The sequence below is a fragment of the Streptomyces sp. NBC_00203 genome (assembly GCF_045206325.1).
GTDB lineage: Bacteria > Actinomycetota > Actinomycetes > Streptomycetales > Streptomycetaceae > Streptomyces > Streptomyces lutosisoli.
The window spans coordinates 6,988,053-7,012,746 of the sequence record NZ_CP108126.1 but is presented as its reverse complement, the minus strand read 5'-3'; the positions used below and the strand labels follow the sequence as shown (position 1 = coordinate 7,012,746).

The 24,694-nt window shown below is 70.7% G+C and carries 20 protein-coding genes; 7 read left to right on the top strand and 13 right to left on the bottom strand.

Going from position 1 to position 24,694, the window contains the following annotated elements; genetic code table 11:
• Positions 1–284 precede the first annotated feature (284 nt).
• Positions 285–650 (bottom strand): MGMT family protein, encoded by a 366-nt coding sequence (locus OG975_RS31480; RefSeq protein ID WP_406332719.1) that lies wholly within the window; start codon positions 648–650, stop codon positions 285–287.
• Positions 651–836: 186 nt separating this feature from the next.
• Here OG975_RS31480 and OG975_RS31475 point away from each other — a divergent pair, with 186 nt between their 5' ends.
• The 3 genes from OG975_RS31475 to OG975_RS31465 all read left to right on the top strand — a co-directional run bounded on the left by OG975_RS31475 (position 837) and on the right by OG975_RS31465 (position 6,995).
• Entirely contained in the window at positions 837–3,647 is a 2,811-nt protein-coding gene (locus OG975_RS31475) for a lysylphosphatidylglycerol synthase domain-containing protein (RefSeq protein ID WP_406332718.1), read from the top strand.
• A gap of 132 nt (positions 3,648–3,779) precedes the next feature.
• Positions 3,780–5,324, top strand: a complete 1,545-nt coding sequence (locus tag OG975_RS31470) for an alpha/beta hydrolase (protein ID WP_406332717.1) — start codon at positions 3,780–3,782, stop codon at positions 5,322–5,324.
• Between the two features lie 114 nt (positions 5,325–5,438).
• Positions 5,439–6,995 carry an alpha/beta hydrolase gene (locus OG975_RS31465; RefSeq protein ID WP_406332716.1) on the top strand — a complete coding sequence of 519 codons (1,557 nt, stop codon included), beginning with the start codon at positions 5,439–5,441 and terminating at the stop codon, positions 6,993–6,995.
• 110 nt (positions 6,996–7,105) lie between these two features.
• On the opposite strand, the gene moeZ is transcribed toward OG975_RS31465, so the two are convergent.
• The 12 genes from moeZ to OG975_RS31405 form a co-directional block, all read right to left on the bottom strand.
• A complete protein-coding gene (gene moeZ, locus OG975_RS31460) occupies positions 7,106–8,284 on the bottom strand; it encodes an adenylyltransferase/sulfurtransferase MoeZ (RefSeq protein ID WP_327431558.1) in 1,179 nt (392 codons plus the stop codon).
• A 63-nt stretch (positions 8,285–8,347) separates the two neighbouring features.
• Positions 8,348–9,097, bottom strand: a complete 750-nt coding sequence (locus tag OG975_RS31455; RefSeq protein WP_406332715.1) for a spherulation-specific family 4 protein — start codon at positions 9,095–9,097, stop codon at positions 8,348–8,350.
• Positions 9,085–10,044: an NAD-dependent epimerase/dehydratase family protein gene (locus OG975_RS31450; protein WP_330307160.1), complete on the bottom strand. Its 960-nt coding sequence runs from the start codon at positions 10,042–10,044 to the stop codon at positions 9,085–9,087. The genes OG975_RS31455 and OG975_RS31450 overlap by 13 nt, the downstream gene beginning before the upstream one ends.
• Positions 10,045–10,486: 442 nt before the next feature.
• Positions 10,487–12,010, bottom strand: coding sequence for a hypothetical protein (locus tag OG975_RS31445; protein ID WP_406332714.1), 1,524 nt, complete (start codon positions 12,008–12,010; stop codon positions 10,487–10,489).
• Positions 12,010–13,743 carry a DUF3492 domain-containing protein gene (locus OG975_RS31440; protein ID WP_406332713.1) on the bottom strand — a complete coding sequence of 578 codons (1,734 nt, stop codon included), beginning with the start codon at positions 13,741–13,743 and terminating at the stop codon, positions 12,010–12,012. Before OG975_RS31440 ends, OG975_RS31445 begins: the two co-directional genes overlap by 1 nt.
• 214 nt (positions 13,744–13,957) lie before the next feature.
• Positions 13,958–15,577: a dipeptide ABC transporter ATP-binding protein gene (locus tag OG975_RS31435; protein ID WP_406332712.1), complete on the bottom strand. Its 1,620-nt coding sequence runs from the start codon at positions 15,575–15,577 to the stop codon at positions 13,958–13,960.
• Positions 15,574–16,578: an ABC transporter permease gene (locus OG975_RS31430; protein WP_406336551.1), complete on the bottom strand. Its 1,005-nt coding sequence runs from the start codon at positions 16,576–16,578 to the stop codon at positions 15,574–15,576. The genes OG975_RS31435 and OG975_RS31430 overlap by 4 nt, the downstream gene beginning before the upstream one ends.
• 98 nt (positions 16,579–16,676) lie before the next feature.
• The gene (locus tag OG975_RS31425) at positions 16,677–17,672 is read right to left on the bottom strand and encodes an ABC transporter permease (protein WP_406332711.1); all 996 of its coding nucleotides are present in this window, start codon (positions 17,670–17,672) and stop codon (positions 16,677–16,679) included.
• Positions 17,673–17,676: 4 nt separating this feature from the next.
• Positions 17,677–19,395 (bottom strand): ABC transporter substrate-binding protein, encoded by a 1,719-nt coding sequence (locus OG975_RS31420; RefSeq protein WP_406332710.1) that lies wholly within the window; start codon positions 19,393–19,395, stop codon positions 17,677–17,679.
• A 221-nt stretch (positions 19,396–19,616) separates the two neighbouring features.
• Positions 19,617–19,709, bottom strand: coding sequence for an Ms4533A family Cys-rich leader peptide (locus tag OG975_RS31415; RefSeq protein WP_327431549.1), 93 nt, complete (start codon positions 19,707–19,709; stop codon positions 19,617–19,619).
• Positions 19,710–19,765: 56 nt separating this feature from the next.
• A complete protein-coding gene (locus tag OG975_RS31410) occupies positions 19,766–21,484 on the bottom strand; it encodes a DUF3152 domain-containing protein (RefSeq protein WP_406332709.1) in 1,719 nt (572 codons plus the stop codon).
• 8 nt (positions 21,485–21,492) lie between these two features.
• Positions 21,493–22,482, bottom strand: a complete 990-nt coding sequence (locus OG975_RS31405; RefSeq protein ID WP_406332708.1) for an alpha/beta fold hydrolase — start codon at positions 22,480–22,482, stop codon at positions 21,493–21,495.
• A gap of 158 nt (positions 22,483–22,640) precedes the next feature.
• Here OG975_RS31405 and OG975_RS31400 point away from each other — a divergent pair, with 158 nt between their 5' ends.
• From OG975_RS31400 to OG975_RS31385, 4 genes are all read left to right on the top strand, one after another.
• Entirely contained in the window at positions 22,641–22,859 is a 219-nt protein-coding gene (locus tag OG975_RS31400; RefSeq protein WP_330307152.1) for a hypothetical protein, read from the top strand.
• Positions 22,860–23,092: 233 nt separating this feature from the next.
• Entirely contained in the window at positions 23,093–23,734 is a 642-nt protein-coding gene (locus OG975_RS31395; RefSeq protein WP_327431545.1) for a TetR/AcrR family transcriptional regulator, read from the top strand.
• 190 nt (positions 23,735–23,924) lie between these two features.
• Positions 23,925–24,152, top strand: coding sequence for a DUF3107 domain-containing protein (locus tag OG975_RS31390; protein WP_028801993.1), 228 nt, complete (start codon positions 23,925–23,927; stop codon positions 24,150–24,152).
• 233 nt (positions 24,153–24,385) lie between these two features.
• Positions 24,386–24,655 (top strand): hypothetical protein, encoded by a 270-nt coding sequence (locus OG975_RS31385; RefSeq protein ID WP_327431544.1) that lies wholly within the window; start codon positions 24,386–24,388, stop codon positions 24,653–24,655.
• Positions 24,656–24,694: the final 39 nt, after the last annotated feature.

The window sequence follows — 24,694 nt, the reverse complement described above, 5'->3', positions numbered from 1 at the left end:
TGGTTGTGCAATCTGTCACTGCCGGCGCTGAGCGCCGACGTGGAGGCATGGTGGTCGGGTGACGGGTGGGTGGACCATCGCGCCTGGAGGGCGGTGGCCGCGAGGTGAGGGGGCTGCGCGCCGACGACGCTACGCCGGTGAGCTTCGTGGATGGAGGGCTTCCCCTTCTTCCCTCACACCACGTGCGTCCCTCGCTCCACGAACGTACGGCATGTCACGGATGTGCCTCGTTTCCCTCGTACGGGCCACATGTTCCCCTTCCGCCCGTCCGATGCCGGAAGCTGTCAGGTGTGACCTTCCGCGCGCTCGCCGCCGTCCCATCGCGCCCGTCTCATGTCGACGCGCGGCAGATGCCCCTCGGAGGCTCTGCTCGCCTCCTTCAGAGGCGTGCCCTCGTCGCGGTAGTGAGCCAGCGCCCGCAGTTCGTGGCCGGGGAGCAGCACGCCGTCCGCGCGTATGACACGCCACCACGGAACCGCTCCTCCGTAGAGGGCCATCACACGGCCCACCTGGCGCGGTCCGCCCTCCTCCAGCCATTCGGCGACGTCGCCGTACGTCATCACGCGCCCGGGCGGGATCAGCTCGGCGACCTCAAGGACCCGCTCCGCGTACTCCGGCAGGGCATCCGCCGAAAGGCTCTCCTCGCTCATCCGACCCATCCTGCCCCACCCCACCGACAATGTGACTCGGTGACGACTGTGCGTATCCCTCGCCCCGCGGCGACGCTTGGGGCAGACTGTGCGCCCCCGCGTTTGCACCCTGATGCCCCCGTGTGTCGGTGGGGCATGCCACCATCGTGCGGGCGGTGACTGGTGATACGAGACCAAGAAGAGACGATGAGGCAGCAGGGCGTGCACCCCGAAGACGCGGAGAGCACCTCCGAGGCCTCGTCACGCCCGGACACCGGCGGCGTCGACGAGAGAGACGAGAAGGACACAGCCGAGAAGGCGAACGAATCCGCGTCCAAGACGGCCGAAGAGACCGCTCCTCAGACGTACGAAAAAGAGAAGCAGCAGGTCAAGCAGGGCACCGACTGCGCCGACGAAGCCCACACCGACGAGGTCGAGGGCGACGAACCGCTGCTTCCCGCGCGCGTGCACCGTCCGTCCGACCTGATGCGGCTCCTGGTCGGCTTCCTCGCGATCGTCCTGCTCCTCGCCATCGCCGCGTTCGCGCACGGCACCACCTCCGGGCTCGAACAGGACATCAACAAGGGCACGGGCCAGGCACCCGATCTGCTGATCAAGATCGCGGGGCTGGCGTCCAGCATCGCGATCCTTCTGGTGCCCGTTGCCTTCGCTATCGAGCGGCTGATCAAGCGGGACGGGCTGCGCATCGCCGACGGCGTCCTCGCCGCGGTCCTGGCGCACGGGGTGACACTCGCCACGGACCTCTGGGTCGCGAAGGCCGCCCCGGACTCCATCCAGGAGGCCCTCACCCAGCCCTCGCCGGGTGACATCCACGCCCTCACCGATCCCGTGCACGGCTATCTCGCACCGGTCATCGCGTACATGACGGCCGTCGGCATGTCCCGCAGACCACGCTGGCGCGCGGTGCTCTGGGTGGTGCTGCTCCTCGACGCCTTCTCCATGCTGGTCACCGGCTATACGACACCGTTCTCGATCATCCTGACGGTGCTGATCGGCTGGACCGTCGCGTACGGGACGCTGTACGCGGTCGGCTCGCCGAACGTACGGCCCACCGGGCGGACGCTGATGGCGGGCCTGCGGCATGTCGGCTTCCACCCGGTGAGCGCGGCCCGCGAGGAGGCACCGGAGGCCACGGAGAACGGCGACCGCGGCCGGCGCTACTTCGTCACCCTGGAGGACGGCCCGCCGCTCGACGTCACGGTGGTCGACCGCGAGCAGCAGGCACAGGGCTTCTTCTACCGCGTGTGGCGCCGGCTGACGCTGCGCGGCATCACCACGCGCCGCAGCCTCCAGTCGCTGCGCCAGGCCCTTGAGCAGGAGGCGCTCCTCGCGTACGCGGCCATCGCGGCCGGGGCCAACGCTCCCAAACTGATCGCGACCTCGGAACTCGGCCCGGACGCCGTGATGCTCGTCTACGAGCACACCGGTGGCCACACCCTCGACTCGCTGCCCGACGAGCTCATCACCGACGATCTGCTGCGCGACACCTGGCACCAGGTGCAGGCACTCCAGTCGCGGCGCATCGCACACCGCAGACTCTCTGGTGACGCGATTTTGGTGGATCGTTCCGGCACGGTGATCCTCACCGATCTGCGGGGCGGCGAGATCGCGGCCGGCGATCTGCTGCTACGCATGGACATCGCCCAGCTGGTCACCACGCTCGGGCTTCGTGTGGGCGCGCAGCGCGCGGTGGCCTCGGCGGTCGGCGTGCTCGGCCCGGATGCCGTCGCCGACTGTCTGCCGCTGCTGCAGCCGATCGCGCTGACGCGCGCCACGCGCGCGACGCTGCGGAAATTGGCCAGGGAGCGCGCGCACCGCGAGCGCGAGGCGGTCCTGGAGGCCTCCCGGCAGGACAAGCTCGCCCGCGCCGAGGAAGCCAAGGAAGCCACCGCTCCCGTACTGGAAAAGCCCGGCAAGAAGGCGGTGCGCGCCGAACAGCGGGCCGAGAAGCGGGCGATCGACGAGGCTCTGGACGAGGCGCGCGAGGAGGATCTGCTCACCCAGATCCGTCACCAGGTGCTGCTGATCAGGCCGCAGGCACCGGTCGAACCCGCCCGCCTGGAGCGTGTCCGGCCGCGCACGCTGATCAGTTTCATCGCCGGCGCGATCGGCGCGTACTTCCTGCTGACGCAGCTCACCCACATCGAGTTCGGGACCCTCTTCGACAACGCCGAGTGGGGCTGGGTCGCCGCGGCCGTGCTGTTCTCGGCACTGAGCTACTTCGCGGCGGCGATGAGCCTGCTCGGCTTCGTGCCCGAGCGGGTGCCGTTCATGCGGACCGTGGCGGCGCAGGTCGCCGGCTCGTTCGTGAAGATCGTGGCACCCGCCGCGGTCGGCGGTGTCGCCCTCAACACGCGCTTCCTGCAGCGCGGCGGCGTGCGACCGGGGCTCGCGGTGGCGAGCGTCGGCGCGTCACAGCTGTTCGGGCTCGGCTGCCACATCCTGATGCTGCTGTCCTTCGGCTATCTGACCGGCACCGAGAAGACGCCGTCCCTGTCGCCGTCCCGCACGGTCATCGCGGGTCTGCTGACGGTCGCGGTACTGGTGCTCGTGGTGACGTCGGTGCCGTTCCTGCGCAAATTCGTCGTCACGCGCGTGAGGTCGCTGTTCGCCGGTGTGGTGCCGCGCATGCTCGACGTTTTGCAGCGGCCGCAGAAGCTGGTCACCGGCATCGGCGGCATGCTGCTGCTGACCGCCTGCTTCGTGATGTGTCTGGACGCGTCGATCCGCGCGTTCGGCCACGAGGAGACCACCACGCTCAGCCTCGCCAGCGTCGCCGTCGTCTTCCTCGCCGGTAACGCGCTGGGCTCGGCGGCGCCCACCCCCGGAGGCGTCGGTGCGGTCGAGGCGACCCTGACCGTCGGTCTGATCGCCGTCGGTCTCCCCAAGGAGGTCGCCGCGCCCGCGGTGCTGCTGTACCGGCTGCTGACCCTGTGGATTCCGGTGCTGCCGGGATGGCTGTTCTTCAACCACCTGACGCGCAAGGGCGCGCTCTAGGCCGGCGTACGGGCCTGCTCGTACGCCCCTCGGCATGTCCCGCGCGGACGGTCCTGTACGCCCCACGGCGGGCCCTCACCCGCACGGCTCGCGCCCCGAGCGCCTCGCCTCACACGCCCGCAGGATGGGGTCATGCCGAACCCTCCCCAGCTGCGCGCCGCTGCCCTGACCGTCACCGCCGTCCTGCTGTCCTCCTTGATGACGGGTTGCAGCGACGGCTCCAAGGACGAGGATCTGACGGCCCAGAAGCTGAACTGGAAGGAGTGCCCGGCGCCGTCCGAGTCCGAGGGCGGCGGCAACGCCCCCTCACCCCTGCCGGGCGGTGCGGAGTGGCAGTGCGCCACCTTGAAGGCGCCCCTCGACTGGGCCGATCCCAAGGGCCGCACGATCGGGCTCGCGCTGATCCGGGCGAAGACGAGCGGTGACCAGAGCAAGCGCATCGGCTCGCTCCTCTTCAACTTCGGCGGCCCGGGCGGCTCGGGCGTCACCACACTGCCCGCCTTCGGCGAGGACTACGCCGCCCTGCGCACCCGCTACGACCTGGTGAGCTTCGACCCGCGCGGGGTCGGCCGCAGCACCGGCGTGAAGTGCGAGGACGACAGTCAGCTCGACGAGTACTTCCAGCAGGACGCCACCCCGGACGACACCGCCGAGCAGCAGACGCTCCTGACGAACACCAAGACGTTCAACGCGGCCTGCGAAAAGCACTCCGGCAAGACGCTCCCCCACGTACGCACCACCGACGCGGCCCGCGACATGGATCTGATGCGGCAGGTACTCGGCGACGACAAACTGCACTACTTCGGCATCTCGTACGGCACCGAACTCGGCGGCGTCTACGCCCACTTGTTCCCCAAGAACGTGGGACGCGCGGTCTTCGACGCGGTCGTCGACCCGACACAGAACCCCGAGCAGAGCTCACTCGGGCAGGCCAAGGGCTTCCAGCTCGCGCTCGACAACTTCGCCGACGACTGCACCTCGAAAAGGGACCCCTGCCCGATCGGCGACACCCCGCAGGACGTCAAGGACCGCATCGCCACCCTCCTGAAGGACCTCGACAGCAAGCCGATCCCCGGCGTCTTCCCCCGCGAGCTCACCCAGACCGCTGCGACCAACGGCATCGCGCAGGCCCTGTACTCCAAGGACTTCTGGGAGTACCTGACGGAGGGCCTGCAACAGGCGTACGACGGTGACGGCAGGGTGCTGATGCTGCTCTCGGACTCGATGAACGGGCGCAGCGAGAACGGCCAGTACAGCAACATCACCGCGGCGAACGTCTCCATCAACTGCGCGGACGACAAGCCGCGTTACACCTCCGACTACGTGGAGTCGAAGCTTCCGGAGTTCCGGGCCGCCTCGCCGCTGTTCGGTGACTATCTGGCCTGGGGCATGGTCAGCTGCACCGACTGGGCCGTGGCGGGCGCCGCCGACCACCCGGACGTCGGCGCCGCTGGTGCGGCCCCGATCCTCGTCGTCGGGAACACCGGCGACCCGGCCACGCCGTACGAGGGTGCGAAGAAGATGGTGGACGCGCTGGGCAAGGGAGTCGGCGTCGAGCTGACGTACAAGGGCCAGGGGCACGGGGCGTACGACAGCAAGAACAAGTGCGTGCAAGGCGCCGTGAACGGCTATCTGCTGGAGGGGACCGTACCGTCGGCCGGAACCGTCTGCTCTTAGAAAACCGCAGGTCAAAGAGTTATCCACAGGGCTCGGCGGTCGCTGAGCGCTGACGCCTAATATGGCTTGCAGGTGATCCGCGACTTCGGGCGGATCACGGGCGAGGGGGAGCTCATGACACGTTTCGCACGGTGGACAGCCGCGGCCGCCGCCGCGTTGCTGGTGGCGGGCTGCGGCAGCGGCTCGTCGGGGGACGGCAAGGACGAGGGAAAGAACAGCGATACGCCGTCGGCCGCCGCGCCGTCTTCCGGCACGGCCTCGGGACTGCCCGCCTCACTCACCTCGCAGAAGCTCGACTGGGGCCGCTGCAAAGGCACTTCGGACTCCCCCGCGCCAGGCAGCGGCTGGCAGTGCGCGACGCTCAAGGTGCCGCTGGACTACGCGAAGCCGGAAGGCGGGACGATCGGCCTCACCCTGATCCGCTCGAAGGCGACCGGCGGCCAGAGCAAGCGCATCGGCTCCCTTCTGTTCAACTTCGGCGGCCCCGGTGGCTCGGGCGTCTCCACGATGCCCGCGTACGAGAGTGTCGTCGGCCAGCTGCACGAGCGGTACGACCTGGTGAGCTGGGACCCGCGCGGCGTGGCCGCCAGCGAGGGCGTGCGCTGCCGCAGCGACAAGGCGATCCAGGCCGCCGAGTCGGTGGACGCCACACCCGACGACGCGGCTGAGGAAGCGGCCTACTTCAAGGACGCCGCCGACTTCGGCAAGGGCTGCGAGAAGGCCGCCGGGAAGCTGCTGTCACACGTCTCGACGACGGACACGGCCCGCGACATGGACCTGATGCGCCAAGTCCTCGGCGACCGGAAGATGCACTACTTCGGCATCTCGTACGGCACCGAACTCGGCGGGGTGTACGCCCACTTGTTCCCCAAGAACGTGGGACGCCTGGTGCTGGACGCCGTCGTCGACCCGAGCGCCGACACGGTCGGCCACGCCAAGAACCAGACCCTGGGCTTCCAGCGCGCCCTGGACGACTACCTCAAGTCCACGGGCCAGGACCCGAAGCAGGGCTCCCAGAAGATCGTGGACCTGCTTAACCGGATCGACACGAAGCCGCTGCCGACGGCCGGCGGGCGCAAGCTCACTCAGACGCTCGCGCTCACCGGCATCGTCCTGCCGCTGTACAGCGAGGAGGGCTGGCCGCGCCTGACCAGCGCCCTCAAGGCGGCCGAGGACGGAGACGGTTCGGAGCTGCTGGATCTCGCCGACGGCTACAACGACCGTGACTCCTCGGGGCACTACGGCACGACGACGCATTCACAACGGGTCATATCGTGCTTGGACGACAAGCAGCGGCCGACGCCCGCGGAGACGAAGAAGCTGCTGCCCGAGTTCGAGAAGATCTCGCCCGTGTTCGGGGACTTCATGGGCTGGGACACGGCGGGCTGGTGCCACGACTGGCCGGTGGCCGGTCAGTACGACAACCCGGAGGTCAGCGCCCCGGGAGCCGAACCCGTCCTGGTCGTCGGCAACACCGGGGACCCTGCGACGCCGTACGAGGGCGCCCGCAAGATGGCCGACGAGCTGGGCAAGGGCGTCGGCGTGGAGCTCACCTGGAAGGGCGAGGGCCATGGGGCGTACGGGAGTGGGAGCGACTGCGTCGACTCGACCGTGAACAGCTATCTGCTGGACGGGACGGTGCCGAAGGACGGCAAGGTCTGCGCGTCGTAGCCCCTGCGGGCCGGCGGCACCCGCCCCGGCCCTCGCGGGTCGCGCCGCGGACAGCGGAAAGGGGCCCGGCACACCGAGTGCCGAGCCCCTTCACCGAAGAAGGCGTACGCCTAGTACACCGGCTTGTCCGGCTCGATCTGGTGGACCCAGCCGATCACGCCGCCGCCGACGTGCACGGCGTCCGAGAAGCCCGCGGACTTCAGGACGGCGAGGACCTCCGCACTGCGGACACCCGTCTTGCAGTGCAGGACGATCTTCTTGTCCTGCGGAAGAGTCTCCAGGGCGGTGCCCATGAGGAACTCGTTCTTCGGGATCAGCTTGGCGCCGGGGATCGAGACGATCTCGTACTCGTTGATCTCGCGGACGTCGATGATCTCGATGTTCTCGCCGTCGTCGATCCACTCCTTGAGCTGCTTGGGAGTGATCGTCGAACCGGCGGCCGCCTCCTGGGCCTCCTCCGACACGACGCCGCAGAAGGCCTCGTAGTCGATGAGCTCGGTGACGGTGGGGTTCTCGCCGCAGACCGCGCAGTTCGGGTCCTTGCGGACCTTGACCTGGCGGTACTGCATCTCCAGGGCGTCGTAGATCATCAGGCGGCCGACGAGCGGCTCACCGATGCCCGCGAGGAGCTTGATCGCCTCGTTGACCTGGATGGAGCCGATGGAGGCGCAGAGCACACCCAGGACGCCGCCCTCGGCGCAGGAGGGGACCATGCCCGGCGGCGGGGGCTCCGGGTAGAGGCAGCGGTAGCAGGGGCCGTGCTCGGACCAGAAGACCGAGGCCTGGCCGTCGAAGCGGTAGATCGAGCCCCAGACGTACGGCTTGTTCAGCAGCACGGCCGCGTCGTTGACCAGGTATCGGGTCGCGAAGTTGTCCGTGCCGTCGACGATCAGGTCGTACTGGCTGAAGATGTCCATCACGTTCTCGGCCTCGAGCCGCTCTTCGTGCAGGACAACGTTCACGTACGGGTTGATGCCCAGCACGGAGTCGCGCGCCGACGCGGCCTTGGAGCGGCCGATGTCCGCCTGGCTGTGGATGATCTGGCGCTGCAGGTTCGACTCGTCGACCTCGTCGAACTCCACAATGCCGAGCGTGCCCACGCCCGCGGCGGCCAGGTACATCAGCGCCGGCGATCCGAGGCCGCCGGCGCCCACACACAGCACCTTGGCGTTCTTCAGCCGCTTCTGCCCGTCCATGCCCACATCGGGGATGATCAGGTGGCGGGAGTACCTGCGGACCTCGTCTACGGTGAGCTCAGAAGCTGGCTCGACCAGGGGTGGCAGCGACACGGGGACTCCGTTGGTCGGTCAATCACTACAGTTGTTCTCCCCGTAACACTGCCACGCCCTTCTTCATTCCGAGACACCCGTTCCGATCCGCGAGACGAATTCGTCCCAGTAGCCGGGCATCGTCGCCCAGGGGTCGGCCCGGCCGCCCTGGTCCGTGCGGTCGGTGAAGTAGATCGTCGAGGCGCCCTGCCAGCGGGCGATGCGCAGCGCCTCGTCCAGATGACCGCGCGGCACACTGTGTACGAAGTGGCAGAAGCGCTCGGGCGGATAGTCGGCGGTCCACTCGGCGACCTGCGACCAGCGGTAGTCGCTCCAGGAGCCGGAGAACGTCACCAACTGGTCGGCGCTCTCGGCATACCCGGGGTAGGGGTGGCCGCCGTGACCCAGCACGATGTGCGCGTCGTCGAGGAGCCCGCGGAGCGTGGTGACCGTGCGGCGGACCTCGGGGAGCGCGGCGCGCTCGGTGGGGCAGCGGTCGAGGAGGAATCCGTCGACCCGGTACCAGTCGAGATAGCGGTGGGCGTCGGAGATCAGCTCGCCGAAGCTGCGCGCGCCATAGGTGGTGTCCAGATGCCCGAGGATCCGGACCCCCGCGTTGCGCAGCCGTCCCGCGGCCTCCAGGCAGTGCGGGTCGGGGCGCGTGCCGGGGCCCTTGGCCACGTTCAGGACGACCCAGTGCAAGGGGGTGCCGGGGCGGGTCAGCTCGCCCCACTCCACGGGAGCGACAAGGGGGTGCGCATAACCGGGGATGCCGAACCCGAGGCCTAAGTCAGTGCTGGCAGTGCCTGCTGCGGTGCTGGTCAGATACGGCATGCCGCCTCCATCCAGATGTCGGCGAGGGATTCCTCGAGGTTGATCCGGGGCCGCCAGCCGAGCCGGTCGCGCGCGGTGCGCACATCGGCCTGCTGCCAGCTGCCGCAGCCGTCCGGGTAGGGGTAGGCGACCGGGGCGGCGTGGTCCGGTTCGCTGCGGGGGTGGCCGATGGCTGACCTCATGGGTCCGGGCGGGCCGTCGAGTTCGTGCAGGGCGCCGCCGTAACCGGCCACGCGGGCGAGGACGGCGGCGGCGTCGCGGAGGCGCACGGCGCGGCCCGAGCCGATGTTGATCACGCCTTGCGCGGCGGAGAGCGAGGCGGCGTGGACGGCTCGGGCGACATCGCGGACGTCGATGAAGTCGCGTTGGACGCCGAGTCCGCCGAGTTTGAGTTCGCCGTCGCCGGACTGCATGGCACGGCGCAGGGCCTCGGCGAGACGGCCGAGCGGGGATCCGGCGGGGGTGCCGGGACCGGCGGGTGAGAAGACGCGGAGCACGACGGCGTCCAGGCCGGAGCCGAGGACCAGTTCGGTGGCGGCGAGCTTGCTCACACCGTACGGGCCGCCCGGGCGCGGCACGGCGTCCTCGGCTGTGGAGGAGCCGGGCTGGCTGGGCCCGTACTCGGCGCCGCAGCCGATCTGGACGAGCCGTGCCCCACAGCCGCTGCGGCGCAGGGCCTCGCAGACTGTGGCGACGGCGACGGTGTTGTGCCGGGTCAGTTCGCGGGCGCCGCCGCGGGTGGCGCCCGCGCAGTTGATGACGACTCCGGGGTGTACCGCGTCCAGGAAGCGGGTGAGCGCGCCGGGGCTGCCCGAGGCGAGGTCGAACCGTACGTCGGCGTCGTCGCCCCGGCCGAGCGCGGTGAGCTGCACGGCCGGGTCGGCGAGCAGGCGGTCGGCGACGAAACGGCCGAGGTATCCGTTGGCTCCGATCAGCAGGACCCTCATCGGGCGGCTCCCGGGGCGGACTCTCCGGTTCGGGAGGTGATCATCTGGCGTTCTCCTTCGAGGTGATGCCGTAGGTCGGGGAGAGGGCCCGCGGTGTCGGCCCCGCGGGAGTAAGGGGCCCGTGCCCGGGGTGCTGCCCCGGGCGCCGGGCGCGGCTCACGGTGGCGGGGGACGCCGTGGGTCGGGTTTCGGGTCGCCGTCCACGGCACCTGAGGCCATGGGTCCGGAACGTCGGGCTGCTCGCCCTGGAGTTGAAGCGGCTTGCCCTGGACCTGAGGCCGTGCGGCCTCGGCTCGATGGCGTGCGACCCAGGCTTGAGGCCGTGCGACCTGGACCGGCCGGGCGTGTGGACCACGGCTCCGGCCGATGGGCGCGCCGAGGCCCGGATCGGTCGGGGAGCCGGCGCTCCGATCGGTCCGTGGGCTGGGGTTCGGTGCGCGGCTCATGTCGCCCCGCAGGGCAGGGCGTGGGCCGAGGCCCGGGTCAGAGTGCGCGTCGAGTGGACGAGGAGGACGAGGGTGCCCGCGCCGCACACCAGGGCCGGTACGGCGCCCGGTCCCCAGGCGTCGACGACGGTGTCGACGGGGGTGGCCAGGAACGAGCAGCCGGGGAGGCGGCCCGCGAAGACCGTGGCGAGGGCGGTCGCCTCGGCAGCGCCCGCGACGGCGAGCACGACGGCCGGGGCGTGGGTGAAGCCGCGCGCTGTCAGCAGCCGGGCGAGCAGGAGCAGCGCGCCGAGAGCGCCGGCTCCGGCGTACGCGGTGGGCTCGCCCAGTGCCGCTCCGCACAGCGCGAGCAGCGCGCCGAGGGCACACAGGAACAGGCCGAACGCCCCGAGGAGCAGGGGCTGTACGGAGGAGGCGAACTCCTCCAGGCCACGGCTCGCGGTCAGCCTGCGGCTCGCGCGTACCGCGAAGAGGTGGGCGCACCAGGCTGCCGGGGCGCAGGCCAGGGCGAGGGCCAGCAGGGGTGCGGTGGCCAACGGCCAGGGGCCGTCGGGACCGCCGTCGAGGCCGGCGCTCAGCAGTCCGTCGCCGAGGAGGGCGTACGCGATGAGCCAGCACGTCCACGCGCGCGTGGCGCTCGTGGTGCGGTGGCCGGTGCTCAGAGGGCCGCGGCGGAGGGCGACACGCAGGCCGAGCGCCACGGCGAGGGCACCGACCGCGGCGACCGCGAGGCGCGGCTGTCCGTCGGTGAACCGCAGCCCGGCCACGGCCATCGCGCAGAGGGCGCCCGGCAGCAGAGCGAGCGCCGCCCAGTCGGCGCGCGCGCCGGGGCGCGCCGAGGTCACCGCGCGGGGCGCGGGCTCCCCGTCGCGGGGCACGCGCGCGTACATCTCCTCGGCGAGCGAGAACACGTCCCGGTGCCGGAACCGCGTGGCGGTCCGGTCGGTCACCCCGTGTGCCTCCAGGCCCGCCGCGATCTCCAGCGGGTCCACGGCCCGTTCGCAGAGCTCACGGTGCCGGTGCATCAGAGCTTTCACGGGGTCCACGACACCGCGCCGCCCGGTGGCCGTGGCCTTGCGCGCGCCGTCAGCACCTCCCGTGCCACCACCCGCGCCCACGCCACTCCCGACGCCCAGGCGGTCCCCGGCGCCCAAGCCGCGCGCGCCGCTCCCCGCACCCAGGCCGCGCACGCCGTCCCCCGCGCCCAGGTCATCGTCACCACTCGTGCCGGCGCGCGCCGCGCTCTCGCGCGCCCCACGGGATGCGAAGAGCCCCGCACGAGGGCCGGCAGAGTCTCCAGCTGTCTCACCGAAGCTGCCGGAGCCGCCCGCGGTCTCGTCGGCGCCGGCTGCCCCTTCCCGCCCTTCCCGCGCACTCCCCGCCCGTACGTCCATCTCCCTCACCCCCGAGACAAGCCACTCCTCCGACTGCTGGTCCCAGGCCCCGGGGCTCGCCGGTGTTCCGGGTCGGTCCAGTTGGCCCAGGTCGTCCAGCCCGTTCAGGCCGCCCGGTTCACTCATCACGCGCCCTCCCCTGCGGGCACGGGAACCGTCGCCCGTACCGGCGCACCGGCCGCCCAGCGCGGACGGCCCGAGGCCATGAGGCGGGTCTCGGCCCAGCGGCCGGGCACGTGGGCCTCGGCAGGGACTCCGAAGGGCAACGGCTCGCCCTCGTCGTCCACGACCACCCGCCGCACGGGAGAGTGCGAGACGATCTCCAGGTAAATGCCGTGAAATGCCGCGACGTTCTGCTCGACAGTGAAGAGTTCGAGGGCGCGTGCGCGGCCGGCCGCGCCCAGGCGCTCACGGCGCTCGGGGTCGCGCAGCAGCGATACGCACGCCTCGGCGAGCGCCCGCGGATTGCGCGGCGGCACGACGAGGCCCGTACCGCCGATGACTTCGACGACCGCGCCCACGTCCGTGGAGACCGTGGCGCGGCCGCAGAACATGGCCTCGACGAGGCTGATGGGGAAGCCCTCGATGACGCTGGACAGGACGATCACCGCTCCGGAGGCGTATGCCTCCGCGAGGCTCGGGACCTCCGGGCCGCCGATCTCCTCGAAGGACACCGGGTTGTCGCCGACCGCGTGCACGCCGTCCGCCTCGTCGGGGAAGAGCTGCGCGGCCAACGCCCTGCAGTGGGAGAGGTAGGTCGCGCCATCCGGCCCGTCGGCGGGCGCGCCGACGATCCGCAACCGGGTCTTCGGTTCCTCCTTGCGGATCTCCGCGAAGGAGTGCAGCAACGAGATCAGGTCCTTGGCCGGTTCGATGCGGCCGACCCACACGAGCGTGTCCGGGTCCGCGCACCCGCTGCCCTCCGCGCTCTCCCCCACCTCGGCGAAGCGGGACGCCTCCATGCCGGGATAGACGGTGCGCAGTTTGGCGCGGTCGGCACCGCAGCGCTCCTGCCAGCGGCGGGCGTGTGTGTTGCCTGGCGTGATGAGGGCGGCAGCGCGGTAGACCTCGGCGGCGAGCCTGCCGTGGAACGCGGCGAGCAGCGCCCGTACGGCGGGGGGCTCCCCGACGGAAGCGGAGGCCAGGTAGTGCGCCCGTAGCTGGACCCCGTACTCCGTGACCAGCAGCGGCACTCCGGAGAAGTGCCGGGCGAGGAGGCCGGGCAGCGCCGCCGCGCCGCCGGCCGCGGCGTGGCACAGATCGACCGAGTCGAGCCCGTCGTCCTCGTACCAGTCGAGTGAGAGGGGGCGCAGGGCTCGTTCGATGTGGGCGGCGACGGCGAGCAGGTCGGGCACGCGCGCCGTGCGCGCGGTGCGGAGTGCGCCGGGCGCGCGACAGGCGCGCTCCAGGGCGCGCACGGCGCCCTCGGAGCGCAGGGCGCCGACCAGGCCGCCCTCGTCCCGGGCGAGTTCGGCGAGCCCGTACAGCGCGTTGCCGAAACGGTCCGCCTCAACACCGTCGGAAGCCGCCGAGCCGCCGGCCGTTCCCGAGCCCACGGTCGCCGCCGGCCCCCCGCACACCGCCGCGGCCAGTTCCCCGTAAGCGTCCGCGAACCGTCGGCGCGCCCGCCGCCCGTAGACCACGCCGTCGTCCTCGGCCGTCCACAGCGGTGCCGTCCGCACCCGGCTGACCTGCGGCGGCAGCTGGATCCAGCCCTCGTCCTCCTGCCGCTCGCTGCGGCTGAGCGCGTAGATGTCGAACTCATGCTGCCCGAGCCCGCGCACGAGCCGGTCGCACCAGAGCCTGGCGTCACCGCTCACATACGGATAGCCACCCTCCGTCAGCAGTCCGATGCGCACGAGTCCACCCCCGATCTCCCGTCTGGGGAGCCGCCGTTGACCCGGCGGCTCGCAGCGGGACGAACGTATGCGGACATGACGGTGGCGCGACGGACGGTTGTCCATCGCGCCACCAAAAGGGGTGAACGGTCGTAACTTTCCCGTACGGACCGCGTTCCGTCGCGCTAAGGGATCAAGCAGTTACGTTTCGTTAGACCGAGGCCGACCCTCCACCTCACGCCGGGGCCAGCTCCCTGCGGGCGGTGCGGCGCCGTGCCGCGACCTCCGGGTCGAGTGCCGGTACGGCGGCCAGCAGCTGCCTCGTGTACGGGTCCCGCGGGGACTCGTAGACCTCGTCGGCAGGCCCGTACTCGACGATCCGCCCGCGCCGCATCACGGCCACCCTGTCGCTGACCTGGCGTACGACCGCGAGATCGTGCGCCACGAACACCAGCGCGAGCCCGAGTTCCCGCTGCAACTCGCCGAGCAGGGCGACCACCTGGGCCTGAGTCGTGACGTCGAGCGCGGAGACCGGCTCGTCGCACACGATGACGCGCGGTTCGGCGGCGAGTGCGCGCGCGATGCCGACGCGCTGGCGCTGCCCTCCGCTGAACTCGTGCGGGTAACGGCCGTAGTGCGCCGCGTCGAGCCCCACGCGCTCCAGCAACTCCCGCACGCGCCCCCTGATCCGCCCCTCGCCAAGCTCCCCGCACGCCCGCAACGGGTCGGCGATGGACTCGCCGATGCTGCGACGGGGGTTGAGGGAGGAGACCGGGTCCTGGAAGACCATCTGCACGGAGGGGCTCACACCGGACTGCGCGCGCCCCTCGTACCGGACCGCGCCGGTCGTGGGCTCCAGGAGCCCCACGAGCATCCGGCCCAGCGTCGTCTTCCCGCTGCCGCTCTCCCCCACGATGCCGAGGGTCTCGCCCCGGTGAATGGCCAGCGACACGTCGTCCACGGCCGTGAACCGCCGCTTGCTGCGCCCGAATTCACGCCGTAGATCCACCGCTTCGAGAACGACCTCGTCCGACACGGGTGCGTCGCCTTCCGAGCGGCGCGGCGCGTCCACGCGCGGGACCGCACCCAGCAGCTCCTGTGTGTACGTCTCCCGCGGCGCGCCCAGGACGGCCGCGACCGGCCCGTGTTCGACCGCGCGCCCGTGGCGCATGACGAGGATCTCGTCCACGCTCTCGGCGGCGACCCCGACGTCATGTGTGACCAGCAGCAGGCCCATCCCGGTCTCCTCGCGCAGGGTTTGCAGGAGGTCGAGGATCTGGGCCTGGACGGTCACGTCGAGGGCGGTGGTCGGCTCGTCGGCGATCAGCAGCTCCGGCTCGCAGGCCAGGGCCATGGCGATGAGGGCGCGTTGGCGCATGCCGCCGCTGAACTCGTGCGGGCGGGAGCGTGACCTGCGCGCGGCGTCCGGGATGCCGACACGGTCGAGCACCTCGACCGCACGCACGCGTGCGGCTCGCCGGGACGCCTTCACGTGCACCCGGTACACCTCGGCGATCTGGTCGCCGACCGCGTAGTACGGGTCGAGGGACGACAGCGGGTCCTGGAAGACCATGGCGGCCTTCCCGCCGCGCAGCCCCCGCAGCGCGTCGTCGGAGGCCGCCCGCACGTCCACGCCGGCCACGCGCACCGCACCACCCACGCGCGCCCCCGTACCCCGGTGCAGGCCCAGCAGGGCGGACGCCACCGTCGACTTGCCCGAGCCGGACTCACCGACCAGCCCGAGTGCGGCGCCCTTCTCCAGGGTGAAGGAGAGCCCGTCGACGGCGCGCAGATCACCGAACTCGACCGAGAGGTCCGTCACTTCGACCAACGGCGCCGAAGGGGAGTCGCTCATGTCAGTACCACCCGTCGGTCGGCCACCGCGTACAGCACGTCCGCGACGGCGTTGGCCAGGACCACGAAGAAGCCGGTGACCAGGACCATGCCGACGACCACCGGCAGGTCGACGACGCTCACCGCGTGCACGAGTTCGCGCCCGAGACCGGGCAGCCCGAACATCGTCTCCGTGAGGACGGCACCGCCGATCGCCGACCCGAAGTCGTTGGCGTTCAGCGCGATGACCGGCGCGACGGCGCCCCGCAGGGCGTGCCGCCCGATGATCGCGCGCTCCCCCACGCCGTACGCGCGGAAGGTGCGCACATGGTCCTCGGCGAGCGTCTCCAGCATCGAGGCCCTCGTCAGGCGGGCGTACTTGGCGGCCTCGATCAACGCGAGGGACAGCCAGGGCAGCAGCAGGTTCCACGCCCACTGCTCGGGGTCCTCGGTGAAGGGCACGTACTGCGGGAACGGCAGCCATTGCAGCTGCCCACACACAATGATCATCAGCACCAGGCCGATGACGAAGACGGGCGTGGCCGTGCCGGCGAGCGTGATGCCGGTCAGCACCCGCTCGCTGATCCGGCCGCGCCGCCACGCGGACAGCACACCGGTGCCGACGCCGATGACGAGCCACAGCACCATCGCGCCGAACACCAGTGACAGGGTGACGGGCAGCTTCGCCCAGATCAGCTGGGTGACCTGCTGGTCGCTCTGGTACGAGAGGCCGAGGCAGGGTGCGCCGCAGTGCTGCACCGACGTACCCGTCGAGTAGTCCTGGCCGGCGAAGATGCCCTCCAGGAAGTGCCAGTAGCGCAGGTACAGCGGGTCGTCGAGTTTCAGCTGCTCGGTGACCTGGTGCACTTGGGCGGGCGAGCAGCGCGGGCCGCAGGTGATCTGCGCGACGTTGCCGGGGGCGACGTAGAAGACGAGGTAGATGATCACGGAGATCGCGAGCAGGGTGACGACGGCACCGACCAGGCGCCGTACGGCGAAGCCCAGGAACCCGCTGCCGCCCAGGGAACCGGTCAACCCCTTGAACCCGCTCCACGCCTTGGAGCTGCTCACCCCCTTGAAGCCGCTCCACGCCTTGGAGCCGCTCAACCCCTTGAAGCCGCTCATGCCTTGGCCTCCCGCTTGCGTCCCGTGCCGACGCGCAGCCGTGAGGCCGCGCGCGGGTCGAGGGCCGTGCGCACGCCGTCCCCGAGGACGGTCAGTGCCAGCACGGTGAGGAACAGCGCACCCGCCGGCAGCAGCAGGTACTGCGGCGCCGCCTGGTACCAGACGTCGGCCGCGGTGAGCATCTGTCCCCAGGACGGGGTGGGCGGCTTCACGCCGACGCCGAGGAAGCTGAGCGCCGCCTCGACGGTGATGTTCGTGGGGACGAGCAGGGCCGCGTACGTGATGACGGGTGCGGCCAGCGCGGGCAGCAGTTCGCGGCGGGCGACCCGCCAGGAACCCCAGCCGCTGAGCCGGGCGGCAGCCACGTAGTCGAGCTCCTTGAGCGTCAACGTGTGGGCGCGCACGATCTTCGCGGTCGAGCCCCAGGCCACCAGGCCGATGATGAGCGCGACCAGGACGGGCCGCGGAAAGCTGCTGGGGACGATCGCGAGCAGCGCCAGCGACATGATCATCAACGGCATGGCGATGATGATGTCCGTGACACGGCTCAACAGTTGATCAACCCATCGATTGCCCAGGCCGGCCGCGACACCGACCACGATCCCGATGAAGACCTGCACCAGCGTGGCCGCGAACGCGACTCCCAGGGAGACCCGGGCGCCGTACAGGAGCCGGGCGAAGAGGTCGCGGCCCGTCTGCGGTTCGACGCCGAGCCAGTGGTCCCCGCTGATGCCGCCGAGCGAGCCGACCGGCACGCCGCCGCGCGCGGAGTCGACGAGCCCCGGATGGTAGGTGGTCGGATCCTGGCCCTCGATCGCCGTGAACAGCGGTGCGGCGAGCGCGACCAGGACGAGCAGCGCGACGACGCCCGCCGCGACGAGAGCGGCGCGCTGCGCACGCAGCCGCCGCCAGAACTGACGAGCCCCCGAGGCCCCCGGCGCGGACGCGGTGTCCGTGCCGGGGGCCTGAGAGGCGACGATTGCCTCGCTCACGGTGCTACTTCACCGCGGCCTGGGAGATGTCCAGCACGCCGGTCCAGTCGCTGATCACGATGTTCTTGACGGCGCTGCCGTACAGGCGCTTGTAGACCGGGTGGAACAGGGGCACGGTCAGGGCCTGCTCGCCGATCTTCTTGTCCAGTGCACCCCAGCGCTTGGCGGCCTCGTCAAGATCGGTCAACTTGTTGATCGCGTCAATCTCGGCATTGACCGCCTTGTCATTGAGGAAGCCGGTGTTGAAGTTGGCGCCGTCCTTGACGATCTGCCGTCCGTCGAAGATCGGGGCCAGGAAGGGGCCGCCCGAGGGCCAGTCGGCACCCCAGTGGGCGAGGAAGAAGCCCGGCTCGGTCTTGACGCTGTGGATCTTGTCCTTGTAGTCGTTGATCTCCAGGCCCTGGAGCTTGACGGTGATCCCGGCCTTCTTGAGCGCGTCCTGGATCGCGGTCGCGATCTCCGGGCTGGTCTCGAAGTCCTTGTCGTTGGAATGCGTGAGCGTGATGGTGAGCCCGTTCTGGTAACCGGCCTCCTTCAGCAGCTCCTTCGCCTTCTCCGAGTTGCCGGACTTGCCCGCCGGGAAGAGGTCGTACGGCGTGTAGCCGAAGGACTTCTGGTTCGGCAGATAGGTGGTCGCGGCCTCGGCCAGCGAGGACCCGCCGGCCGCGTTGATCACCGACGTACGGTCGATGGCGTACGAGATCGCCTGCCGCACCTTCGGATTGTTGAACGGCTTCACCTTCGGGTTGAAGGCGATGTAGTTGGTGTAGCCGAAGTGTCCGGTGCCGACGCGTGAGGCGAGTTCCTTGTCACCGGAGACCTTGGCGAGCTCGGCAGGCCCCAGGTTGGTGTCCGTCGTCACGGCCGTGGCGTCCGCTCCCTGAGACGCGGACAGCCGCTGGTTGATCACGGACGAGTCCAGACCCGACCGCACGTCGATCTTGTCCGGGTAGGCCTTGCGCTCCGCGTCGGTCGACGCGGACCAGTACGTGTTGCGCTCCAGGGTGAGCCGCTCACCGTCGTTCTCGTTCTTGACGACCTTGTAGGGGCCCGAGGAGACCGGGTGCTCCTCGTACTTCGTGCCGTTGTCCTTGGCCTTCGGGACCGGCGCGAACTGCGTCTGCGTGGCGAGGTAGGGGAACTCGCCCTCGGGCTTGTTGAGATGGAAGACGATGGTCAGGTCGTCCGGCGTCTCGATCGAGTCGAGGCCCTTCTTGTCCTTGTACGGGCCCTGGTAGTCGGCGCCGCCGATCAGCCAGTCCCTCAAGTAGGGTGCGCCGCCGGAGAGTTCGGCGGCGAAGGAGCGCTCGATGCCGTACTTGATGTCGGCGGAGGTGATCGCGCTGCCGTCCTCGTACTTGAGGCCCTTCTTCAGGGTGTACGTCCACACGGTCGCGTTCTTGCTCGGGCGGCCGGTGTCCGTGGCGAGGTCGGGGACGACCTCGGCGCCGGCGGCCCCGCTCTCGCGGTTGCGCGTGGTGAGCGTACGGAAGACGAGGGAGGGGACGTTGCCGCCGCCGGAGGTGTAGAGGCGCGCCGGGTCGAAGTCCTCCTGCGGGTTGGCGTTGAGGACCGTCAGCGTGCCTCCCTTCCGCGGCTTGGAGTCGCCACCGGCGCCCTTGGCATCGTTGTCCTTCGGCCCGCAGGCGGCGGCACCCGCTGCCACGACCAGGCTGACGGACACCGCGGCCACGCGGCGCGCTATGAGGGACGGTTGACGCATCGGAAGACGACCTCTCGAATGGTGAGACGGATTGACGCAGAGTGAGACGGATGAGAGCAGAGCTCGCCCAAGGCGTCAGGCGTCGACATCCGACCGGAGAGAGACCGACGTGATCGGCGACAGAGACCGGTGGAATCCACGAGAGATCCGCACGCCGGCACACGGCGAACGGACAACACGGAAGAAATCGAAGACAGCGACGCACTCGCCAGGGGCGGGCGTCAGCAACAGTGAATATCGGCCACGCAGAGCGCGGTCACGCCGAGCAGCGCCAGCTCAATGGCGGCGCGGGCGGAGACGTGACGAGGCGACATGCGGAAAAATATGAACGAACTTTCGGCGCATGTCAACGTGACCTGTGGGGCGTCTGTCAACTCCCGGGATACGGCCAGGGGTTGGCCAGGCAGTGGATCCCGTCGTGGTCGAGGAACTTGGTCTGCTGCTGCATGACGGGGGCGAGTTCGCCGTCCTTGTCGCAGGTGACGTGCCCGTATCCGAGACGGTGGCCGACCTCGTGGTTGATCAGCATCTGCCGGTACGCGTGAATCTTGTCACCGTAGGTCTTGGAGCCCTGTGCCCAGCGGTACGCGTTGATCATGACGCGCTCGGTCGACGCCGAGTCGCACGACACGTTGTCCTCCGTCGTGTCGAGCCCCGACTTGGCGCACCAGGTGGCGGTGGTGCCCGGGCTCGCGAGCGTGATCACGAAGTCGGGCTTGCCGGAAGAGATCCGCTCGAAGGTGCGACCACCGTTGTGGGCCCAACTCCGGTCGTCGTTCAGGGTCTTCTGCACGGCCTGCGCGAAGAGGGCGCCGTCGAGACCGAGGCCCTGCTCCACGTCGACGCGATAGGTGTACTTGCGGCCCTTGCCCGGCGCCTTGTCGAAGCCGGGGACCGCGTCGAACTTCCCCGACCCCTTGAGCTTCGCGCCGAGCGCGTACTTCTTGCCCATCTTCTGGTCGTACGTCAGTGTCGTCGCGGCCGTCGCACTCGGTGTCCCCGACTGGGTCGGCCGGTCGTCCCCGCGCGAGGCGGAGTCGCCGGTCTCCCGGTCACTGCCGCCTGCGGACTGCGCACGCACAGCGGCGTCCTCCCGCCCGGTGGCGACCTGTCCGGCCACGACGACGGCCAGCACGGTGGTGACGGCGGCCGCCGCGATCCCGGTGAACGCCCGCCCCTTGCCGCCCTTGCCCTTCGCCGGCTCCTCGACCTCCGGCAGCGGCTTCTCGCCGGCCTCCGTGTCCCAGTCGGTGACGGGACCGTAGAGGTCGGCGCGATCCGGTGCGGTGTCGCGGAACGCCGAGTCACGGAGTGCCGTGTCGCGGCGCGCGAAGACGTCGTCGTCCTCGTCGAGCTCGAAGGCGTCGACGTAGGACTGCCGGGGACCCGGCACGGTCTCCTGGCGCTGACGGGGGATCCGGGGCCCGGGAGGGGCACCCGGGGGCGCCCCCCGAGGCACACCACCGGCCCTGAACTCGCCCCAGCCACCGCCCGGTTCACGCTGCTCGGGATGACCACCACGCACACGAGGGACGCCATGGGCGGGAGTCCCGTCGGGAAGACGGGGCACACCATGGGCGGGAGTCCCGTCAGCGAAACGGGGCACCCCGTGGGCCGGAGTCCCGTCCGGGAAACGCGGGACCCCATGCGCCGGAGTCCCGTCCGCGAAACGCGGCACACCGCGCGCGGGAGTGCCATCGGCCATACGCGGGATGCCGTGCGCCGGTGTCCCGTCGGCGAAACGCGGCACACCATGCGCGGGAGTCCCGTCCGGGAAACGCGGCACACCATGCGCCGGAGTCCCGTCCGGGAAACGCGGCACCCCCCGAGACGGAGCCCCGCCCACCGGCGGATACGGCCCCAGGGCGCCCTGCGGACCCTGCGGGCTCTGCGGACCCTGGGGGCTCTGCGGACCCTGGGGGCTCTGCGGACCCTGGGGGCTCTGCGGACCCTGGGCGCCCGCGGGCGGAGCAGCCGCGCGACGCGAGCGAGTGGGTTCCGGCGCCGGAGCCGCGCCCGGTGCGGGAACCCTGGGTATCTCCGAGGTGTCGGTCTTGCCGGCCCGCCCCCGACGACTGTGACGTCCCACGCCCCGCCTCAGCTCCCCGCGCCGACGGCGGCCGACGAGGTCAACTCGTCGGTGTCCGCGAGGAGTTCACGGAACGCCGCGGCCACCACGTCCGGGTACTCCATCATCGCGACGTGCCCCGCCTCCGGCAGCGACAGCAGCCGGGAGTCACGGAAGGAGCGGGCCGCGCGCTGCGCCATGCGGTAGCCGACGAGCTGGTCGCGGCCGCCGTAGACGAGGAGCGTCGGCGCGAGCACCCGCTCGGCCTGGCGCCACAGTCCGTGCTGGCCGCCCAGCGTGTACGCGTCCACGAGGCCGCGCGACGAGCGCGTCATGGCGTCCCAGAAGTAGGGGAGGGCGAGCCGCCGCTCCAGCTCCTCGACCGCGTCGCGGAACGCCTCGGGCGTCACCCTGTTGGGGTTGCCGTAACAGAGCGCCATCACCCCGCGGACGCGCTGCTCGGCGCTCCACTCCTTGGTGAGCCTGGTGAACAGCCGCGCCACGCCGGGCACCGAGAGCAGCGCGGTCGGCCACGCGGTGCGCTGCGCCCGGATCTCCGGCAGCGCGGGCGAGACCAGCGTGAGCGTACGGACGAGATCGGGGCGTACGGCCGCGACGCGTGTCGCGACGGCACCGCCCAGCGAATTCCCGAAGAGGTGCACGGGTCCGCGCGAGGCCGCGTCGAGATAACGGATGACCGCGCGCGCGTGCCCCGTGACCGAATAGTTCCCGTCGTCCGGCGGCGGCGAGTCGCCGAAGCCGGGCAGGTCGAGGGCCTCGCTGTCCACGAGCCCGTCGAGCTGCGTCATCAGCGCGGACCAGTTCTGCGAGGAACCGCCCAGGCCGTGCACGTACAACGCGGGCGGCAGTCCGGCACGCGCCGGCGGTCTCGACCGCACCGTCAGTGAGATCCCCGGCAGCCCCACCGATCGCAGCCGCTCCCCCGCCGCGACCCTGACGGCACTGGCCTTCGGCGTGACGGTGGTGGCCAGCGCGGGCGGCAGCTCGGTCGAAGACATGTGGTTATGTTACGAGACGATCACGCAGTGGTTCATGTGTTCGCCGTCACAAGTGGTGACCGGATCGCATAGCGCCTGGATCGCGTGTCTCCTAGGCTTCAGACGAGGGCACTCGTCGTACATCAGGAGCGCACTCGCACCGCTCGGGAAGAGGAACCATGACACTCGATCCGACAGACCCCGAGACCTTCAACGACCAGTTCCGGGACATCCTCGCCACGGAGGCTCCCGAAGCCGACGCCGCCGAGCAGGTCACCGAGCTGGACCCGGCCGACGAGGACGATCCGCAGCCCGTCGGCGACCCCTTCAACGCCAACGAGGCGGACATCGCCGAGCAGGCCAGGGTCGTACGCATCAACGAGGACGACTACCGGTGATCAACGGGAACGCACACCAGTGACAAACGAGGGCGACTGCCGGTGCCGGGACACCGCTGACCAGGGCAGTCGGGGCGGCGCAGCGCCCACCTCGCACCGTTCGGAATGGTTTGCACCCCTATCGCCCGCGTCCGGTCCGTGAAATTCTGCGCTCGCACCGCGCACACCAGGGTTACCGAAAAGTACGATGGCCGCGCGGCGCACACCGCATGTGGACAATTTTGGGAGGCGGCGTGACAGCCATCGAGCAGACAGAGGCAGCACGCCCGCGGGGCACTCGCCTGCCGCGCCGTGCCCGACGCAACCAGCTCCTCGGCGCCGCCCAGGAAGTATTCGTTGCGCAGGGGTATCACTCGGCCGCCATGGACGACATCGCCGAGCGCGCGGGCGTCAGCAAGCCGGTTCTCTACCAGCACTTCCCGGGCAAGCTCGACCTGTACCTCGCCCTGCTCGACCAGCACTGCGAGTCCCTGCTCCAGGCGGTGCGCACGGCGCTCGCCTCGACCTCCGACAACAAGCTGCGCGTCCGCGCGACGATGGACGCCTACTTCGCGTACGTCGAGGACGACGGCGGCGCCTTCCGGCTGGTCTTCGAGTCGGACCTGACCAACGAGCCCGCGGTCCGCGAGCGCGTCGACAAGGTGACGCACCAGTGCGCCGAGGCGATCTGCGAGGTCATCGCGGAGGACACCGGCCTCTCGCGCGCCGAGTCGATGCTCCTGGCCTCCGGCCTCGGCGGCCTGGCCCAGGTGGTGGCCCGCTCCTGGCTGCACAGCGACCGCAGCGTCCCGCGCGACCAGGCGGTCCAGCTGCTGACCTCGCTGGCCTGGCGGGGCATCGCGGGCTTCCCGCTGCACGGCACGGACAACCACTGACGACGGCGCGGATCACCGCGGACGTACGAGGGACAGGTCACCGGCACATCGCTGACCGCCACTTTGTTCCCACCCACTGTTCGCTCCTGGCGTTCTCGGGCGGAGCGTGTACGTCCCCTCACCGGGCTAATGTGTGCTGCGTACGGCGCGTACGAACGCGCACATGACTGACCGTCGGAGGGACAAAGCCGTGGAGGTCAAGATCGGCGTGCAGCACGCGCCCCGCGAGATCGTTCTGGAGAGCGGTCAGACCCCGGAAGAGGTCGAGCGCGCGGTGTCCGAGGCGCTGGCAGGCAAGTCGCAGCTGCTGAGCCTCGTGGACGACCACGGCCGCAAGGTCCTGGTTCCGGCCGACCGCCTGGCGTACGTGGAGCTCGGCGAGCCCACTCAGCGCAAGGTGGGATTCAGCGCGCTGTAGTTCGGCGAGCGGAAGCTCGAAGGGGCCCGGTGACCATGTCACCGGGCCCCTTCGCATGCCTGCCGTCCGTCCGGCCAGTCGGCGGGTCGGACGCCTGCCGGATGCCTGGCCGGATGCCGCGCTCGTACACAGATGGAGTACAGATCGGGCACAGAGGAGGATTGCATTCCGCACGTCACGGGTAAGACCGGCTACGACCGATTTGCACCGGCCGTGCGGGAGGGACCCCCACCATGTTCTTGGAAGCTCTCGGCTCCGCGATGCTCGGTCTCGCGCTGGCGTGGGCGGCGGCGTACCGCCTCCCCCACCGGCTTCCGGCCCGCAACCTGGTCCTGTCGACCGGTGTGGCCGGAGGCCTGTTCGGCGCCTTCCTGACCCACACCGCGCTGGGATCCGGCCACTTCCTGGTGATCATGCTCGGCGCGGCGGCGGTCGCCGCGGCGCTGCTGTCTCTGCTGCTCCGCCCGGCGGAGCGATTTCGCCGCCGCTCGGCGACGGCGTAGCCCGTTCCGCAAGCCCCGTGACTGAGGCGCCCCGTGACT